15 protein-coding genes and 1 pseudogene are annotated in these 18634 nt (G+C 68.6%); 7 read left to right on the top strand and 9 right to left on the bottom strand.

The genetic code is table 11. The features are described 5' to 3' along the window. Nucleotides 1-264: 264 nt before the first annotated feature. Complete coding sequence (locus tag AB0I53_RS34405) at nt 265-1293, top strand: sodium:proton exchanger (RefSeq protein WP_358612565.1); 1029 nt, start codon at nt 265-267, stop codon at nt 1291-1293. Between the two features lie 3 nt (nt 1294-1296). On the opposite strand, the gene pqqC is transcribed toward AB0I53_RS34405, so the two are convergent. The 4 genes and pseudogenes from pqqC to AB0I53_RS34425 all read right to left on the bottom strand — a co-directional run bounded on the left by pqqC (nt 1297) and on the right by AB0I53_RS34425 (nt 4283). Beyond that, nucleotides 1297-1980, bottom strand: coding sequence for a pyrroloquinoline-quinone synthase PqqC (pqqC, locus tag AB0I53_RS34410; RefSeq protein ID WP_358612567.1), 684 nt, complete (start codon nt 1978-1980; stop codon nt 1297-1299). A 70-nt stretch (nt 1981-2050) separates the two neighbouring features. After that, nucleotides 2051-2110 (bottom strand): annotated as a pseudogene (gene pqqA / locus AB0I53_RS34415) (pyrroloquinoline quinone precursor peptide PqqA); the annotation flags it as partial. 9 nt (nt 2111-2119) lie between these two features. Next, nucleotides 2120-3805, bottom strand: a complete 1686-nt coding sequence (locus AB0I53_RS34420) for a PQQ-dependent dehydrogenase, methanol/ethanol family (RefSeq protein WP_358612569.1) — start codon at nt 3803-3805, stop codon at nt 2120-2122. Nucleotides 3806-3818: 13 nt separating this feature from the next. Continuing rightward, nucleotides 3819-4283, bottom strand: a complete 465-nt coding sequence (locus tag AB0I53_RS34425) for an MSMEG_3727 family PQQ-associated protein (protein WP_358612571.1) — start codon at nt 4281-4283, stop codon at nt 3819-3821. A gap of 605 nt (nt 4284-4888) precedes the next feature. On the opposite strand from AB0I53_RS34425, the gene AB0I53_RS34430 reads away from it, so the two are divergent. The 4 genes from AB0I53_RS34430 to AB0I53_RS34445 all read left to right on the top strand — a co-directional run bounded on the left by AB0I53_RS34430 (nt 4889) and on the right by AB0I53_RS34445 (nt 9318). Then, on the top strand, nt 4889-6721 hold the full coding sequence (locus AB0I53_RS34430; RefSeq protein ID WP_358612573.1) for a phosphoenolpyruvate carboxykinase (GTP): 1833 nt from the start codon (nt 4889-4891) through the stop codon (nt 6719-6721). 200 nt (nt 6722-6921) lie between these two features. After that, complete coding sequence (locus AB0I53_RS34435) at nt 6922-8241, top strand: MFS transporter (protein WP_358612575.1); 1320 nt, start codon at nt 6922-6924, stop codon at nt 8239-8241. 83 nt (nt 8242-8324) lie between these two features. Further along, nucleotides 8325-8618 (top strand): VOC family protein, encoded by a 294-nt coding sequence (locus AB0I53_RS34440; RefSeq protein WP_358612577.1) that lies wholly within the window; start codon nt 8325-8327, stop codon nt 8616-8618. A gap of 67 nt (nt 8619-8685) precedes the next feature. Continuing rightward, nucleotides 8686-9318, top strand: coding sequence for a class I SAM-dependent methyltransferase (locus AB0I53_RS34445; RefSeq protein WP_358612579.1), 633 nt, complete (start codon nt 8686-8688; stop codon nt 9316-9318). A 143-nt stretch (nt 9319-9461) separates the two neighbouring features. On the opposite strand, the gene AB0I53_RS34450 is transcribed toward AB0I53_RS34445, so the two are convergent. Continuing rightward, nucleotides 9462-9932, bottom strand: coding sequence for an Hsp20/alpha crystallin family protein (locus AB0I53_RS34450; protein ID WP_358612580.1), 471 nt, complete (start codon nt 9930-9932; stop codon nt 9462-9464). A gap of 312 nt (nt 9933-10244) precedes the next feature. Here AB0I53_RS34450 and AB0I53_RS34455 point away from each other — a divergent pair, with 312 nt between their 5' ends. Next, complete coding sequence (locus AB0I53_RS34455; protein ID WP_358612582.1) at nt 10245-11738, top strand: SulP family inorganic anion transporter; 1494 nt, start codon at nt 10245-10247, stop codon at nt 11736-11738. Nucleotides 11739-11747: 9 nt separating this feature from the next. Here AB0I53_RS34455 and AB0I53_RS34460 read toward each other — a convergent pair whose 3' ends face one another. From AB0I53_RS34460 to AB0I53_RS34475, 4 genes are all read right to left on the bottom strand, one after another. Continuing rightward, complete coding sequence (locus tag AB0I53_RS34460) at nt 11748-13031, bottom strand: VanZ family protein (RefSeq protein ID WP_358612584.1); 1284 nt, start codon at nt 13029-13031, stop codon at nt 11748-11750. Nucleotides 13032-13156: 125 nt separating this feature from the next. Beyond that, nucleotides 13157-13858, bottom strand: coding sequence for a type 1 glutamine amidotransferase domain-containing protein (locus AB0I53_RS34465; RefSeq protein ID WP_358612586.1), 702 nt, complete (start codon nt 13856-13858; stop codon nt 13157-13159). Nucleotides 13859-14088: 230 nt separating this feature from the next. Continuing rightward, nucleotides 14089-15285 (bottom strand): CaiB/BaiF CoA-transferase family protein, encoded by a 1197-nt coding sequence (locus tag AB0I53_RS34470; protein WP_358612588.1) that lies wholly within the window; start codon nt 15283-15285, stop codon nt 14089-14091. A 334-nt stretch (nt 15286-15619) separates the two neighbouring features. Further along, entirely contained in the window at nt 15620-16786 is a 1167-nt protein-coding gene (locus tag AB0I53_RS34475; RefSeq protein ID WP_358612590.1) for an acyl-CoA dehydrogenase family protein, read from the bottom strand. A 366-nt stretch (nt 16787-17152) separates the two neighbouring features. On the opposite strand from AB0I53_RS34475, the gene AB0I53_RS34480 reads away from it, so the two are divergent. Then, on the top strand, nt 17153-18496 hold the full coding sequence (locus AB0I53_RS34480; protein WP_358612592.1) for an MFS transporter: 1344 nt from the start codon (nt 17153-17155) through the stop codon (nt 18494-18496). Nucleotides 18497-18634 lie beyond the last annotated feature (138 nt).

Consider the following 18634-nt stretch of genomic DNA (forward strand, 5'->3'; position numbering starts at 1 on the left):
GGAGGGGTGGGCACCGTGAACCCGCGGCGGTGCCGGTTGCGTAGGTGGGCTAAGCGGCTGCCCCGCTTCAAATACAAAACGCCCGCGTTACCACATCCAAAACAGCCTCCATAGCAGCACGAAGTACGCACGGGCTCCTCCACCACGTCGACCGGCAGTTCGATTCCGCTCGACTTTCGAGGTGCCATCGGACGTGCTGGACTGGATCCGACGGGTGACGCGCAGCGGTGGCAGCTCCGGCCGGATGAGGAGGCGCTTTCCGTCATGGCCTCGATCTTCCTCTTCGTCGCCGGAGCGGTGCTGTTGATAGGCAGCGCCGAGAAGCTCATCGGATACCTCGCCGGTGCCGCCGGCCGCCTCAGCATCTCGGTGTTCTTCCTCGCCGTCGTCTTCACCGGCATCGAGTTCGACGACATCGTTCTCGGCGTCGCGCTGAACCTCGAAGACCTCGAAGACGTTTCGCTCGGCCTCGTGCTCGGGACCGCGATCTCGTTCACCGGAATCGTGCTCGCGCTAGCCGCGATCATCACTCCCGCCGAAGTCCACGTCCCGCGCGACTACCTCGCCATCTTCGCGGCCGCGCCGCTCGTGATGGCAGCGTTCGCGCTGACCGCTCCGCTCACCGCCGTCCACGGGGTGCTGCTGCTCGCGCTTTTCGCGCTGTTCCTCGGCTACATCCTCGTGCAGGAACTCCGGCGGGAAACACCGACATTCCGGAACGCGGAGGTTTGCGGCGAAATAGCGGAAGCGGGTGCCCGGCCGGGCGGAACGAACGGGCAATCCTTCTCCGCCGAAATCCCGTTCGCCGCAGCGCGCAGGCGGCCCGGGTGGGCCAACCTCGGGCTGGCGGTGCTCGCGCTCGCCGGGCTCGTCGTCGGCGCCGCGACGATGAGCACCGGCACCAAGGACATCCTCCAGAACTACGGAATCGCGGGCACCGTGTTCGGCGCGACCATCGTCACCGTCGTGCTGACCATCGAAGACGTTTTCCTCACCGTGGAGCCGATTCGCAAGGGCGTGCCGGCGATCGGGATCGGGAACGTCATCGGAAGCCTCGTCTTCTCCGTCACGGCGAAGCTCGGTGTCATCGTGCTCTCGGGCGGCAGCATCACGATCGGCCCGGACGTGCTCAGGTGGCATCTGCCGGTGCTCGTCGCCATGACCGTGCTCGCCGCGTACTTCCTGCACACCGGCCGGTTGAAGCGATGGCACGGTTTCGCGCTGCTCGGTTGCTACGTCGCCTACTGGTGCGTCAGCTTCGTCGTGTTCGGTGGTGTTCCGGTCGAGGCGTGACCGTCAGTCCGGGTAGGCGTGGTCGATGGCATCGAGGATGCTCCAGAGCACATCGCATTTGAACGAAAGCGCCGCCACGGCGCGCGCCTGCGCGTCGGCCGACCGGCAGCGGTCGGCCACCACCTGCAGGGCGTGTTCGGCGTCGCGGGGAGCCTGGGTCAGGCGGTTGCGGAAGTAGCCGAGGCCGTTGCGGTCGATCCAGGGATAGAAGCGCTCGAACGCGGCGAGGCGCTCGGACATCAGATCCGGCGCGAAGAGTTCGGTCAGCGAGGACGCCACCGCCTCGATCCACGGCCGCGTGCGGGCGAAGGTGACGTAGGCGTCGACGGCGAACCGCACTCCGGGGACGAGGTAGCGCTCGGCGCGCACTTCCTCGCGGGTCAGCCCGACCGCCTCGGCCAGGCGCAGCCACGCCTCGATGCCGCCTTCCTCGCCTGCCGTGCCGTCGTGGTCGAGGATGCGCCGGATCCAGCGGCGACGGACGTCGCGGTCGGGGCAGTTGGCGAGGATGGCCGCGTCCTTGCGGGGGATGTTCTCCTGGTAGTAGAAGCGGTTCGCCACCCAGCCCTGGATCTGCCTGCGCCCCAGCAGGCCCGCGTTCATCCTGATGTGGAACGGGTGCTGGTCGTGGTAGCGCTGCGCCTGGGCGCGCAACGCGGCGACGAAACCGTCGGTATCCGCTGTCACGGCGCTTCCATCCCGGGCGGGCGCCGGATCTCGGTTCCGGCGCCCGGTACCGCTGGTCCGCCGGCCGCGCGACGTACATCGTCGCCTCGGCCGCGCACCCGATCTCCTCGAACTGCGGTGCCTCCCATTCCTGGAACGACTAGTCCTGCGGCAGCGCGAAGGCGAAGAGGGCGTCCCCGTGCGGTGCTCCCAGCATCCCCGGCAGGAATCCCTCGACCCAGGCGCCCCAGCCGACCGGCACCGCGATGTACTGCTTGCCGTCGATGCTGTAGGTCGTCGGGTTGCTGTGGTGGCCGCTGCCCGTCTGGAACTGCCACAGCAGCTCACCGCTGCGCGCGTCGAACGCGTCGAACTCCCCGGTCGGTTCCCCGGCGAACACCAGGTCGCCGCCGGTGGCCAGCACGGAGGCGCACATCGGCACATCGTTGCGCCAGCGCCACACCTCTCCGCCCGTGGCCGGGTCGAAGGCCGACACCGATCCGGCCATGTCGCCGGAGTCGACCGTGACGCTCGCGCCCCAGTAGGGAATGCTCTCCTTGAACTCCCGGCGCCGCCGCGTGACCAGGGCACCGACGTCCTGCACCGGCGCGTAGAACAGCTTCGTCCGCGGGCTGTACGCCGCGTGCGTCCACTCCTTGCCGCCGGCCGGCCCCGGCCAGAAGCGGACCTCCACCCCCTCCGCGTCCGGGAACACCTTCGGGGTCACCTTGCCGTTGGGATCGATCTCCCCCCAGGTGATCCGGTCGACGAACGGGGCCACCCTGACCAGTTCGCCGTTCGTGCGGTCGAGGACGAAGAAGTACCCGTTCTTGTCGAAGTGGGCCAGCAGCTTCTGACCGTCCAGCTCGAACAGGATGTTCTCCATCGTGCTGTCGTAGTCCCACAGGTCGTGCGGGTTGTACTGGTAGTGCCAGCGGATTTCGCCGTTGTCCGGGTTCACCGCGATGACGCTGTCGGTGTAGAGGTTGTCGCCCTCGCGGACGGCGCCGTCGAAGTCGGGCGCCGGGTTGCCGGTCCCCCAGTACATGAGGTTCAGCTCCGGGTCGTAGGTGCCGGTGACCCAGCAGTTCCCGCCGCCCCGCGTCCAGGCCGGGCCGTCCGGCCAGGTCTCGGAGCCCGGCTCGCCCGGCTTCGGCACCGTGTAGGTCCGCCAGACGCGCCGCCCGGTGTCCAGGTCGAAGGCGTCGAGGTGGCCGCGCACGCCGAACTCGCCGCCGGAGCTGCCGACGATGACCAGGTCCTTCACCACCAGCGGAGCGACCGTCGCGCTCTCGCCCGCCCGCACGTCGCCGTAGATCGCGTCCCAGACGCACTTGCCGGTGACCGCGTCGAGCGCGAGCAGGTGGGCGTTCGGGGTAACGAAGAAGACCTTCCCCTTGGCCACCGCGACCCCCCGGTTCACGTTGCCGCAGCACAGCGACGTGTCGTACGGGACCTCGTGCTTGTAGCGCCACACTTCCTGCCCGGTCCGGGCGTCCAGGGCCCAGGCCCAGCCGTCCCAGCCCGAGACGAACATGATGCCGTCCACGACGATCGGGGCGGCCTCGAAGGAGTACGTCGAAGCGCCCGCGTGCATCCCGGCCGAACCGGACTGGAAGACCCAGGCCGGCACGAGGCGCCGGACGTTCTCCGTGTTGATCTGGTCAAGCGGGCTGTACCGCTGGCCGTCGTAGGCACCGTAGTAGGTGAGCCAGTTCTGCGGTTCCGAGCGGGCCTCGAGAATGCGTTCGTACGTGACGTTCTGGATCACCGGCGGCGCATTCCCGGCCAGGCCGCTCAGCGACGCCTGGCTCACGGCATGCCCTGCCTGCACGTATTCAGCCATCACCCGCTCCTTCCTAGGGTCGTGGCTGGGCCGGGCGGTCGAGGCGGGCGTCCTCCGGAACGTCGCCGAGGACGGCGATCACGCCGACCAGGCCGCGGCCTTCGTCATTGCCGATGGGGGACGTGAACCAGTAGTAGCCCGGGCCGTCGAGGTTGAGGCTCGCCGTGCCGCGCGACTGGACCGGCAACCAGATGAACTGCCGGTCTCCGTTGCTCGGCAGGAGCGCGCAGTGCGTGTTCTGGTCGTCGTTGACGAGCTCCAGTTCGAGGTCCCCGCCGTGCGGCAGGACGAGGATCGAGGGATCCCAGACCAGTTCGTCGAGCGGGATCCGAACCGTCGCGTGCATGCGGCCGTCGGCGCCGTCCTCGGCGTGCCCGAGGCCGCCGTGGGCGACCAGCCGCCCCAGCGACGCCTTGTTCTGCTTGTCCAGCCCGAGTTCGCTCACCAGTGCCGACAGCTCCCCTGAGGTGGTCGCCATCGCATTCACCTCCTAGTCCCGAACCCTTCGCCTGCGCACCCGGAGGAAGTGGTGGGCGATCTTCTCGCCCGAGCCCGGTGACTCGTTCACGAACCGGAATGCCGGTGAAAGACCTTCAGCGCAGGATCGACCGCCGTCGAGAAATTCCCGGAAGGCGCGAAGGTGCGCCGCACGAACGGCGTGGCCGGGAAATGCCACCGGGACTCCGACACCGGTTGCCTCACGCAACCGGTGCACGCCGACCTCGCCTGGGCCACCCGACACCTCCCCGCCGCGTGGATCCCATTGCAGGTGAAGGATAACTCCGCCGCAGCGGCTTTAGTAAGCCGAACCGAAGAGAGGAACGCATTGCCACGCAAGGAGAAAAGATCAGCCGCACGGCCGTGACGGATGCGACGGGCGAGGCGAACGCCGGTGCGATCCAGCATTTGCGAAGCTTGTCAAGTGCGCAGATGATGAAAACGCCATTCCGCGGAGCTTCGACGAGCCCTGGGGACGATGCTCGAAGGCCCGGAACCGGTGCGTCAACCGCTGGACGACCCGGGCATCGACGGCCGGCGCCATCGTCCACAATGCACAATCGCGCCGCCGCAAGGAGAACCACGATGACCACCACCGCGATCCCAGGCCTGGATCAAGCGCCGACCACCCACCGGGCCCTCGTGGCGTGGGTGCGGGAAGTGGCCGAACTGACGACTCCGCGGCGAGTGGTGTGGTGCGACGGCGGCGACGAGGAGTGGCGACAGCTGACCACCGAGCTCGTCGCGGCGGGCACCCTGGTGCGGCTGTCGGCGAAGCCGAACTCCTTCTGGGCCGCCTCCGACCCCGGCGACGTCGCGCGCGTGGAGGACCGCACCTTCATCTGCTCCCGGCGCGAGGAGGACGCCGGGCCCACCAACAACTGGATGGCCCCGGCGAAGATGAAGGCCATCATGACCGAGCACTACCGGGGCAGCATGACCGGCCGGACCATGTACGTCATCCCGTTCTGCATGGGCCCGCTGGACGACGAGAACCCCAAGCTGGGCGTGGAGATCACCGACTCCGCCTACGTGGTGCTCTCGATGCGCGTGATGACCCGGATGGGCGCCGGGGCGCTGGAGAAGTTCATCGGCCGCGACGGAGGCGAACGCGAGTTCGTCAAGGCCCTGCACTCCGTCGGATCGCCGCTGGAGCCCGGCCGGGCCGACGTGCCGTGGCCCTGCAACCCGACGAAGTACATCAGCCACTTCCCCGAGGAGCGGACGATCTGGAGCTTCGGTTCCGGCTACGGCGGGAACTCGCTGCTGGGCAAGAAGTGCTACTCGCTGCGCATCGCCTCGGCGATGGCCCGCGACGAGGGCTGGCTGGCCGAGCACATGCTCATCCTCAAGCTGACCTCGCCGCACGGCACCGTCCACTACATCGCCGCGGCGTTCCCGAGCGCGTGCGGCAAGACGAACCTGGCGATGCTGCAACCCACCGTGCCCGGTTGGAAGGCCGAAACGCTCGGCGACGACATCGCCTGGATGCGCTTCGGCGACGACGGGCGCCTCCGTGCGGTCAACCCCGAGTTCGGGTTCTTCGGTGTCGCCCCGGGCACCGGCTACCACACCAATCCGGTGGCCATGCGGACCATCGAGCAGGGCAACACCATCTTCACCAACGTCGCGCTCACCGACGACGGCGACGTCTGGTGGGAAGGCATGACCGAGCGGCCGCCTGAGCACCTGACCGACTGGCGGCGCCGCGACTGGACGCCCGGTGCCGGCGAGCCGGCCGCCCACCCCAACTCCCGGTTCTGCACCCCCATCGAGCAGTGCCCGATCGTCGCCCCGGAGTGGAACGATCCGGAGGGCGTGCCGATCTCGGCGATCCTCTTCGGCGGCCGCCGGGCCACCACGATTCCGCTGGTCACCGAGTCACGCGACTGGAAGCACGGCGTGTTCATGGGCGCCACCCTGTCCTCGGAGACCACCGCCGCGGCCACCGGCGAGGTCGGCGTCGTCCGCCGCGACCCGATGGCGATGCTGCCGTTCATGGGCTACCACGCCGGCGACTACTTCGGGCACTGGCTGAACATCGGCGAGCGCGCCGACGCCGCGAAGCTGCCAAAGATCTTCCACGTCAACTGGTTCCGCCGCGGCGAGGACCGCCGCTTCCTGTGGCCGGGATTCCGGGAGAACTCGCGCGTCCTCAAGTGGATCGTCGGCCGCATCGAAGGCACCGCGAACGCCGCGGAGACCCCGATCGGCCTGGTGCCCGCCGCGACCGACCTCGACCTGACCGACCTCGCCACCGACCGGGCCGACGTCGAGGAGGCGCTCGCGGTCGACGCGGCGGAGTGGCGAGCCGAACTCCCGCTGATCGAAGAATGGCTCGCCACCATCGGCGAAAAGCTCCCCACCGCCGTCCGGAACCAACTGGCCGACCTCCGCGAACGCCTGACCAGGAGCTGAACCGGCGAGGCGCCACCGTCAGTCCACTGAGGACATTCGCGCGGATCTCGCACCGCCGGCGCGGCTCAAGCGGGCGGCGCCCTCCCGAAGCGGATCGCAACGAGTCAGATACGGGCCTTCGGCGTACTTGACAGCCCGGGAACGGGATTGCAGGCTTTCGTTCCAAAGTTGGTTAAGTGGCTTAGCCAATGGAGGCTGCCATGCCGAACGGCACCGATTCCCATCGGACGCACCGCCGACGCGCCGTCATCGCCAGCACGGTCGGCACGACCATCGAGTGGTACGACTTCTTCCTCTACGGCACCGTGGCCGCCCTGGTGTTCCCCAAGATCTTCTTCCCCGGCAGCTCGCCGAGCGCCGGCGTCCTCGAATCCTTCAGCACCTTGTTCGTGGGCTTCGCCGCGCGCCCGGTCGGCGCCGCGATCTTCGGGCACTACGGCGACCGGATCGGCCGCAAGGCCACCCTGGTCACCACGCTGCTGCTCATGGGCATCGCCACGGTGCTCATCGGCGCGCTGCCCGGGTACGCCACGCTGGGCTTCGTCGCGCCCGTCCTGCTGGTCGTGCTGCGCATCGCGCAGGGCATCGGCGTCGGCGGCGAGTGGGGCGGCTCGGTGCTGATGTCCATGGAATGGGGCTCCGCGTCCCGCCGCGGCCTGATGGCGAGCCTGCCGCACCTCGGCGTGCCGCTCGGCCTGCTGCTGTCCACCGCCGCGGTGGGCGTGTCCAGCGCGGTGAGCGGCGACGCGTTCGAGACCTGGGGCTGGCGGGTGCCGTTCCTGCTCAGCGTGGCCCTGATCGCGATCGGCCTGTGGGTGCGGATGCGGGTGCTGGAAAGCCCCGACTTCGCCGAGGTCAAGCGGCAGCAGGCGGTCGAGCGGCAGCCGGTCTGGGCCGCGATCCGCAACTACCCGAGGGAGATCCTCACCTGCGCGTTCGTGCGGCTGGCCGAGCAGGCGCCGTTCTACCTGTTCATCACGTTCGTGCTGACCTACGGCACGAAGCATCTGGACATGCCGCGCAGCGAGCTGCTCAACGCCACGCTGGTCGCCGCCGCGGTCGGCCTGATCAGCGTGCCGCTGTTCGGCCACCTGTCGGACCGCTTCGGCCGCCGGCTCGTCTACGGCATCGGCATCGTGTGCACCGGGCTGTACGCCTTCCCGTACTTCGCCCTGCTGGACACCAGGTCCTCGGGCATGGTGCTGCTGGCCATCGTCGTGTCGCTGATCGTGCACGACGTCATGTACGGCCCGCAGGCGGCGCTGATCGCGGAGAGCTTCGGCACCAACATCCGCTACAGCGGCGCCGGGCTCGGCTACCAGCTCGCGTCGGTCATCGCCGGCGGCCCCGCGCCGCTGATCGCCGCGGCCCTCCTGCAGTCCACCGGCTCCAGCGCGGGAATCAGCTGGTACATCGTGCTCTGCTCGGTCATCTCGCTGATCGCCCTGGTGCTGATGCCCCGCCGCCAGGCGCCTCCCGCCGCGCCCGCGCAGCCCGACTCGCAACGCATGGAGGCATGACCGGCATCCGGATCAGCGTTTCCCCAGGCCCGGTCCCGTGTGTGTTTTGTGTTGCTATAGCAGCACAAAACACACACGGGATCTTGACGTCCATACAGGACTGGTGCATTCGAACGCGCTGTTGTCGCGACTCGACGGAGTTCTCGCCGGAGCTCGCCGACGCACCGGGCGGCTCGGTCGTCTACTGGCACGTCGACGACGTGGCGGCCGCGCTGGAGCGGCTGGTGTCGCGCGGAGCCAAGGTGCTCGAGCCGCGCACCGAGCGCGGCCCGGGATTCGTCACCGCCTCGGTCGTCGACCCGTTCGGCAACGTCCTGGGCATCATGTACAACCAGCACTACCTCGACGTCCTAGCCTCCCGGGCCGGATTCCAGTGACCGGCCGGAGTGCCAGGCGGTGCTCACCGGTGGACCGATCCGCGCGCGCGGTGAGATGGTAGGCGTCATGCCCGTTCACCACCCCATCTTCGCACGGCTGTACCGCCGGCTGAGCCAGGTCATGGAGCGCGGCGGCATGGCCGAGCACCGCCGGGCACTCCTCGAAGGCCTCACTGGAACCGTGATCGACATCGGTGCGGGCAACGGGCTCAACTTCGCGCACTACCCGGCGTCCGTGGGCCGCGTCGTGGCCGTGGAGCCCGAACCGCACCTGCGTCAGGTCGCCCAACAGGCCGCCGATTCGGCTCCGGTACCGGTAGAAGTCGTCGACGGCCTCGCCGAACGGCTGCCCGCCGAGGACGGCAGCGCCGACGCCGCTGTCGTGTCCCTGGTGCTCTGCTCGGTACGCGATCAGGCGGCGGTCCTGCGGGAGATCCAGCGCGTGCTCAAACCAGGCGGGCAGCTGCGCTTCCTCGAACACGTCCGAGCCGACTCCCCCGGCTTGGCGCGCGTCCAGCGCGCTCTCGACGCGACCGTCTGGCCCAGGCTCGCCGGCGGCTGCCACGCCGCACGCGACACCGCCACCGCGATCGAGCACGCCAGCTTCACGACCACCCGGATCGACCGGTTCCTGTTCCCCGGCGGCCGCACACCGCTTTCCTTCTACATCAGCGGAATCGCCGAAAAGAAATCCCACTGACCGGCGAGGTTTACCTCAACAGTCCGAAGAGGACGATCACGCGAGCGGGAAGAAGATCGTGTCCTGCCAGTACCAGTCGCTGCCCTGGGAGTCGGCCCACTCATGGTGCTCGTGCTCCAGGTTCTAGCGCTCCGGCTTCCGCTTCACTTGATCTCGATGCGACGGGAAGTGCTCTCCTCGCTCTTGGGCACCTTCACCGAGAGCACGCCGTCCACGAGGTTCGCTTCGATCTTGTCCGAGTCGACCTCACCGGGCAGGGTGCCGCGGAAGGAGAAGCTCCCGGTGCGTCGCATCTTGCGCCGCAGCACCCCGGTGCGCTCCTTCTCCTTCAGCTCGCCCGTGATCCACAGGTCCTGGCCGCGGACCTCGACGGTGATGTCGTCCCGCGCCACGCCGGGCAGGTCGACCTCGAACAGGTAGGCGTTCTCGGTCTCCTCCACGTCGACCATCGGCTGCCACGCGACGCCGGTCCGCGTCGTGGCCCACCCGGGATCGAAGAGCTGCCCCATGCGATCCCAGATCTCCTCCAGCTCGCGGAACGGCTCCTGCCACATATCCGGCGACCCGGCCCATTCCCGGTGTTCGCCGCGACGGGCGGGCATCCGCTCAGCCATACCGATCCCTCCCCACAACACGTGCGTTCCGACTTGGGCCTACCCGCCACCGCAGCCGCACCAAACCGGCCGCCTACGTCCTCGTCGCAACGCGCCCTCGCCTAACGTGGGCGGGAGTTGTGCGCGTCGCGGTTCGCGCCTGAGGGCAACGGTGCCCCGTCTTCGATCTAGAAGCGAGGAGTGCCTATGTCTTCGAAGCAGGGTGCGGTGTTCCATCCCGCTTAGCCTTCCGCCCGCAACCAGTCCCCACGGGCCGCGTCGTCGCGGCAGTCTTCGCGCCGTGAACGGCGCCCCAAGCAAGTCAGGTTCCTCGTGCCGAATTCCTCATCGCCGTCCTTCGCGCGCCTGCGGCCGTCGTGGCTGTCGCCCCGGGTCGCCCGCACCGAGATCCTCGCCGGGCTGGTCGTCGGGCTGGCGTTGATCCCCGAAACCATCTCCTTCTCCATCATCGCGGGCGTCGACCCGAGCGTCGGCCTGTTCGCCTCCTTCACAATGGCCGTGGTTATCTCGATCGTCGGCGGCCGCCCCGCGATGATCTCCGCCGCCACCGGGGCCATCGCGCTGGTCGTCGCGCCCATCGCCCGCGAGCACGGGCTGAGCTACCTGGTCGCCACCGTCATCCTCGGCGGCCTGTTCCAGATCGTCCTCGGTTGCCTCGGCGTGGCGCGGCTGATGCGGTTCGTGCCGCGCAGCGTCATGGTCGGCTTCGTCAACTCCCTGGCCATTCTCGTCTTCCTGGCACAGGTCCCCGAGCTGATCGACGTGCCGTGGGCCGTCTACCCGCTGTTCGCTGGCGGCCTGGTGCTCACGGTGCTGTTCCCGAAGCTGACCAAGGCCGTCCCGGCGCCGCTGGTGTCCATCGTGGCGCTCACCGCGCTCACCATCGCCGCCGGAATCGCCGTGCCCACCGTCGGCGACAAGGGCGCGCTACCGTCCTCGCTGCCGGTGCCCGGTATCCCGGACGTGCCGCTCACGACGGACACCCTCGCGCTCATCGCCCCCTACGCCCTCGCGCTCGCCCTGGTCGGCCTGATGGAATCGCTGATGACCGCCAAGCTGGTCGACGACATCACCGACACCCGCTCGAACAAGACCCGCGAATCCATCGGCCAGGGCATCGCCAACATCGTCACCGGGTTCTTCGGCGGCATGGGCGGCTGCGCGATGATCGGCCAGACCATGATCAACGTCAAGACCTCCGGCGCCCGCACCCGGCTGTCGACCTTCCTGGCCGGCGCGTTCCTCATGGTCCTGTGCATCGTCTTCGGGCCGCTGGTCTCGCAGATCCCGATGGCCGCGCTCGTCGCGGTGATGGTGCTCGTCTCGGTCGGCACCTTCGACTGGCACAGCATCGCGCCCGCCACGCTCAAGCGGATGCCGGCCGGCGAGATCATCGTGATGCTGGTGACCGTGGCCGTCGTCGTCGCCACCCACAACCTCGCCATCGGCGTGGTCGTCGGCACCATCACCGCCGTGCTGATCTTCGCTCGCCGCGTCGCCCGCCGCGTCGACGTCACCGCGATCACCGATCCCGACGGCACCCAGGTCGTCTACGCCGTCACCGGCGAACTGTTCTTCGCCTCCAGCAACGAACTCGTTCACCGATTCGACTACGCCGGCGACCCGGGCGAGGTCGTCATCGACCTCACCGGCGCCCACGTCTGGGACGCCTCCACCGTCGCCGCCCTCGACGCCATCACCACCAAGTACGAGGCCCGCGGCAAGACCGTCGAGATCGTCGGCCTCGACGGGCACAGCGCCACGATCCACCACCGGCTCACCGGCGAGCTCACCGGCGGCCACTGACGCCGGGCGTCAACGCTGGATCGTCGTGGTTTCCTCGGCATCGGGTTCGGCATCGGGTTCGGCATCGGCGTCCGGCTCGGCGGGCTGCGCGCCGCGGGCGCGCTTGTGCGGCAGAGCGACGTTGCCGACGTCGGAGAGCCGCTCGTGCCAGCCGTGGTGCTTGGGGTTGCGCCAGAGGGCCACGAAGAACACGACGGGCAGCAGCCAGATCAGCCCGAACACCGCGAGGATCACCAGCAGTTCCGGCAGGTGGTCCCCGCTGAGCAGGCTCAGCACCAGCGACGGCACCTCGGACACACCGCCCAGGCCGGCCCCGAGCACGTGGGACGCCCCGGCCAAGGCGGCCAGCGCCGTCATGCCCAGGATCATCGGGATCGGCAGCAGCGGAATGGCCAGCACCGCGGCCCGCAACAGCAGCCGCCACAGCTCGGGCCGTTTCCCGTCCGGGCCGACCAGCTTGAGCAGCAGCACCTTCTTGCCCGGCGTGGCGCCCAGCCACCAGGGCAGCAGCACGAACCAGAGCACCACGGCGAGCACCATGCCGAGCAGCCAGCGGGACGAGCCGAAGACCACCACGCAGAGCAGGGTCGTGAACAGCATCACGAACGGCAGCGCGCACAGGTCGATCAGCAGCGCCAGGAACCGCCTGCCCAGCGGCACCGGACGCCGCTCCAGCGCCGCGGCGTCCAGGTTGTTCAGGGTCGGCAGCCAGCGGGTCAGCGGCCCGGCGATCGCCCAGCCGATCATGGCGCCGCCGGTGTTGGCGATGAGATCGTCCACATCGAACAGCCGGTACGGGCACTCGTAGACGCCCCACAGGCCGGACAGCTGGGTGAACTCGAAGAACAACGATGCGCCCAGGCCGATCGCCGAGGCGGCGACGAAGTTCAGGCGGAAGTGGAAGCGCAGGTAGACGCCCAGCGGCAGCAGCAGGAGCAGGTTCAGCAGGGTTTCCAGCACCGCCGGGTTGTGGATCACCAGCGCGCCCAGGCTGACCCGTCCCTCCGCCTCCTTCCAGATGTCGGCGAAGGTGTTGCCGGGCATCAGCTGCGGATGCGCGAGCCTGGGGTACTTCGCGCACACGTCGACCGACGGGCCGGGCAGCGGCACGATCGTCATGAAGAACGCGGTCAGCGAGTAGAACAGGAAGCTGTAGAAGGACAGCGTTCGCCAACTGGTCATCACGCCGTGCCGGCGGTAGGTCACCACCGCGGCCGGCACGAACAGCACCAGGGCGAGCAACGGGAAGACGATCATTGCTGTTTTGATCGGCAGCAGATAAGCGCTGGGCACGACGCACATCATTTCCGGAAGCCGAATGACGGGTCAAATCGTGAATATTCGGCCCGGAAGTGCCGGTGACCAACGTCACCGGGGCCCGTTGTCAAACCCGGCCAGTTGTCAAACCCGGCCAGTTGTCAAACCGAGGCCAGTTGGCGGACCACGGCCTCTCCGACGGCCTTTGCGCTGCCGGGGTTCTGACCGGTGATCAGCCGGCCGTCCTCGACGACGTAGGTGTCGAACGGTTTGTCGGCGGTGCGGTAATCGGCACCGAGTTTCGCGAGTTCTTCCTGGAGGTTGTACGGCACGGCGTCGGCGCGGTTCGCCAATTCCTCTTCCGGCCACGAGAAACCGGTCACCCGCTTGCCCCTGATCAGCGGTTCGCCGTTGGAGAGCTGGACGTTGAGCAGGCCCGTCGCGCCGTGGCAGACGGTGGAGACCACCTTGCCGGCCTCGTAGAACCGGGCCATCAGGGCTTCCAGGTCGGCGCTCTCCGGGAAGTCGAACATGACGCCGTGCCCGCCGGTCAGGTAAATGGCGTCGTAGTCGTCGAGGTCCACCTCGGAAATCCGCTTCGTGTCCTCCAGGAGATCCATGAACTCCCGGTCGCGGTAATGCTTGTCGGTGCCGAGTTCGGACAGGACTTCGTGCGACAGGCTTTCCGGATCCAGCGGGATCATCCCGCCTGCCGGGCTGGCGATGTCCATCTCGAAACCGGCCCGCTCGGCGACGTCCCAGAAATGCGTCAACTCCCCGAGCCACAAACCGGTCCGCATGCCGACCTTCCGGTACTCCGGAACATTCGTGACGACGATCAGAATCCTGTTCTTCCTGGCCATTTCCGACTCATCCCCCGCATTCTCGACGCGCCCGGCGAAAACCGATCACCGGCAGCCGAGCGAAGACATGCGCCAGGCTAGCCCCGGCGAAGCCCGGTCGCGAACCGCGACAGCACCGCGAATTCCCGTGATTGATTCACGTGACCACACCGGCACTCCGGCTCGCTTCCCGTCGGCGCACCGTGAGTCTTTTGGGTTGCTGGGGCAGCCCAAAAGACTCACGGCCAGCACTAGGCGTCGGTGCTTCGAGCGATGTCCGCCGCGATCAGCTCCGTGATCTGGTCGTCCTCGTAGCCCAGGGAGGCGAGGATTCGGCGGGTGTCGGCGCCCTTCTCGCGCGGTGCGGTGCGGACCTCGCCCGGCGTTCGGCTGAGTTTGATCGGGATTCCGGTGCCCCGGTAGCCGTCCCGCTCGACCACCATGTTCCGGTGCACCACCTGCGGATCGGTCAGCGCTTCGCCCACGTCGTGCACCGGCGTCGCGGGCACGCCGCGGTCCAGCAGCTTCCGGGCGAGGTCGTGGCGACGGTGGGCGCCGATCCGTTCGATGATCAGCGGACGCAGCTCCGCGACGTTGCGGACCCGGTCGGCGTTCGTCGCGAACCGCGCTTCGTCCGCGATTTCCGGAATGCCGAGCAGCTCCACGAAGTGGCGGAACTGCCGGTCGTTGCCGACCCCGATGAAGATCTGGCCGTCCTCGGCCTCGAAGGTGTCGTACGGCGCGATGGACGGGTGCGCCGATCCGGTGCGCTGCGGGAGCTTCCCGGAGACCAGCCAACCCGGGGAATGCGGGTGCAGCAACGAAATCGCCGTGTCGAGCAGCGTGCAGTCCACCAGCTGGCCGCGCCCGGTGGTGTGCCGGTCGTGGAGCGCGAGCAGCACGCCGGAGAACGCGTAGATCCCGGTCACCATGTCCACAATGGGCACGCCCACGCGCAGCGGCGGCCCGGACGGCTCGCCGTTGATGCTCATCAGCCCGCCGTACGCCTGCAGGATCGCGTCGTAGCCGGGCATGCCGCCCATCGGCCCGTCGATGCCGAAACCGGTGATGCGGCAGTGGATCAGGCGGGGGTGGCGTTCCGCGATCGCCTCGTCGGAGAAGCCCCACTTGGCCAGCGTGCCCGCCTTGAAGTTCTCCACCACGACGTCCGCGTCCCGCAGCAGCTCGTCGAGCACCTGCTGCCCGCCGGGTGCGGCGAAGTCCAGGCAGATGTTCGTCTTGTTGCGGTTGATCCCCGTGTGGTAGGCGCTCATGGTCTCGCTGACGAACGGCGGCCCCCAGGTGCGCGTGTCATCACCCGCGGGCGGTTCGACCTTGATCACCTCGGCGCCGTGGTCGGCGAGCATCTGCGTGCACAGCGGCCCGGCGAGGATGCGGGACAGGTCGAGAACGCGAACGCCGCGGAGGCTGCCGTTCGGTGCGGTCATGCCGGAGATCCCCGTTTCGATCGGTGGTTGCGGAACTTCCTGCGCGCAAGGCGGCCCAGGCGCGTTCTCAGTGAGCGTTTTCATCCGGGTCGGCCCGCAGTCGCGGGTCGCAAAGCCGCACGTCGATGGGGTGTCGCATGCGCCGCAGGCGCATAACCCACCTACGACACGTGCACCGCCGCGGGTTCACTGCACCCGTGCCCCTGGGGCACTCCTGGGCGAGGACGGCCCTGACGCCGTGTATTGGACATACATAAGTCAGGGCACCCACAGACCAGGGAGCCTCTGAGGTTCCGCTACCCGCACCGCCACGCAAATTGAGGTTGGAAAAAACTCAGTAGGACTTGGGCAGGCCGAGGACGTGGTTGGAGACGTAGTTCAGGACCATTTCCTGGCTGACCGGGGCGAGCCGGAGGATTCGCGACTCCCGGAAGTACCGCTCCACGTGGTACTCGCGGGCGTAGCCCATGCCGCCGTGGGTCTGGATGGCCTGGTCGGCGGTCTGGAAACCGGCGTCGGCGCACAGCCATTTGGCCATGTTCGCCTCGCGCCCGCAGGACAGGCCCTGGTCGTAGCGCCACGCCGCGTTGCGGGCCATCAGTTCGGCCGCGTCGAGCCTGGTCGCCGCCTCGGCGAGCGGGAACGCGATGCCCTGGTTCTGGCCGATGGGCCGGTCGAAGACGACGCGTTCCTTCGCGTAGCGCACCGCGCGGTCGAGCGCCGCCCGGCCGATGCCCAGCGCCTCGTGGGCCAGCAGGATCCGCTCCGGGTTGAGGCCGTCGAGCAGGTACTTGAAGCCCTGGCCCTCGGCGCCGACGCGGGCACTCTCGGGCACGAACAGGTCGTCGATGACGACCTCGTAGGAGGAGACCGCGTTGCGGCCCAGCTTGGGGATCGGGCTCAGGTGCACGTGTTCGGGGTCGATGTCGATGAGGAACAGCGACATCCCGTCGGTCGGGCGGGAGACCTCGTCGCGCCTGGTGGTGCGGGCGATCAGCACCATCTTCTGCGAGTCGCCCGCCTTGGTGATCCACACCTTGCGGCCGTTGATGACGTAGCCGCCGGGAACCGGCTTGGCGAACGTGGAGATCCGGGTCGTGTCGGTGCCGGCGTCGGGTTCGGTGACGCCGAAGCAGACGTGCAGCGAGCCGTCGGCCGCCGCCGGGAGGACCTCCTGGCGCAGTTCCTCGCTGCCGTGCTTGACGATGGTGTTGAGCCCGAAGATCGTCAGGTGCATGGTGCTGCAGCCGTTCATCCCGGCGCCCGAGGCGGCCACCTCTTCCAGCAGCAGCGCCGCTTCGAGGATGCCGAGCCCGCCGCCGCCGTACTCCTCGGGGATGGCGATGCCGAGCCAGCCGCCCTCGGCGAAGGCGTTGTAGAAGTCCCACGGGAACTCGTTGTTCGCGTCGCGCTCGGCCCAGTACTCGTCGGGGAAGCTGCGCGCCAGTTCGCGCGCGCCCGCCCGCAGGGACTGCTGGTCCGGGGTCAGTTCGAAGTGCATGGAGCTTTCCTTTCCAACCTGCCTGGTGCCCGTACCAGCGGCGACAGGTAGATCGACCGGTTCCGCGAGCCGCGTCCGACGGCGCTGGCGCTGCGGTCGATCTGTTCCTAAATACGAACAAATTGTCCGCCTACGGAACACGATGATCGACCGACACCCCGTCTGTCAACCGTCGCGCCGGAGCTTCGAAGCCCACGAAGATCGACGAAAACTTGCACTAAGCGTGCATCGATCGACTACCCGGCGCGAACCGCTTGACAGTGACCCGGTTCACTTCCTAGATTCGCCGCAGTTCCTATATCCGAACAACCGCACATCGCGAACGCCCACGCATCGACGACCACCCGTCAAGAGGGACCCCAAGCAATGACGCTGCACAATGGCGCGACGGCACGCCCCGAGCCGTCCTCCCGCAAGGCCGTCGGACCCGCCGTAGTGATCGGCTCCGCCCTCGAGTGGTTCGACTTCTACCTCTACGCCTCGATGGCCGCCCTCGTCTTCGGGCGCCTGTTCTTCCCGGCGAGCGACCCCACCACCGCCACCCTGGCGGCGATGGCGACGTTCGCGGTCGGCTTCCTCGCCCGCCCGTTCGGCGGCATCATCTTCGGGATGCTCGGCGACAAGTACGGGCGCAAGAGCGTGCTGTCGGCGACGTTCCTGCTGATGGGCATCTCGTCCGGGCTGATCGGCCTGCTGCCGACCTACTCCTCGGCGGGCATCATCGCGCCGATCCTGCTGGTGGTCCTGCGCCTGCTGCAGGGCCTCGGCGCGGGCGCGGAGCTGGGCAGCGCGATCGCGGTGGCCTACGAGCACGCCGACAAGAAGTCGCGCGGCCGGCTGGGCGCGTGGCCGGCGCTGGGCGTCAACATCGGGCTGTTCGTCTCGTCGCTCACCGTGACGGCGCTGACCAGCTTCAGCAACGAGTTCCTCTACAACTGGGGCTGGCGCATCCCGTTCGTGGCCAGCTTCCTGCTCGTCGCGCTCGGCTTCTGGGTGCGCCGCCAGATGCCCGAGACGCCCGAGTTCGAAAAGATCGCGCGCGACGCCTCTGCGCGGAAGAAGGCGAAGCCGCTGCGTTCGCTGATCAAGTCGGACTGGCGTGGCCTGGCCGTGGTCATGGCGATCACCGTCGGCTACAACGGCGTCAGCTACATCTTCAAGACCTTCTCGCTGTCCTACCTCAGCGAGTTCCGCGACGTCGCGGCCAACGTCGGCGCGTTCGGCATCTCGCTGGCCAGCGCGTGCGCGATCCTCACCGTCCCCGTCGCGGGCCGGATCTGCGACTCGGTGGGCGCGAAGAAGGTGATCGTCACCGGCGCGATCGCCACCGCGGCGCTGGCGTTCCCGTTCTTCTGGCTGCTCGACTCGGGGCAGAGCATCTACATCTGGATCGCGCTGATCCTGGCCACCGGTGTGGTGGTGCCCGCGATGCTGGCGGCGCAGGGCGCGTTCCTCTCCCAGCAGTTCCCGACCAAGGTGCGGGTCTCCGGGCTCGGCACCGGCCGCGAGGTCGGCGGCGCCTTCTCCGGCGGGCTCGCACCGCTCGGGGCGCTGGCCTTGGTGACCGCGTCGCCCACGCACGCCACCTGGGGCGTCTCGCTGCTGTTCGTCGCCGGGGCCCTGTTCATCGGCGTGGGTGCGCTGTTCGACCAGTCGAAGAGGACCGAGGCGGCCGAACCCGCCCCCGTCGAGGAAGCCGTCCGATCCTGACCAGCCTGGGACTGCGGACCGGATCCGCAGTCCCAGGCTTCGAAACGCCGCCCGGCACCTCGCCCGGGCGGCGTTTTCGCTCGAAAACGCCACTTCTCACGCGTGCCAGGGGCGTTTTCGCGTGATAACAGCACCGAA

This window comes from Saccharopolyspora sp. NPDC050389 (assembly GCF_040655595.1).
Lineage (GTDB): Bacteria > Actinomycetota > Actinomycetes > Mycobacteriales > Pseudonocardiaceae > Saccharopolyspora.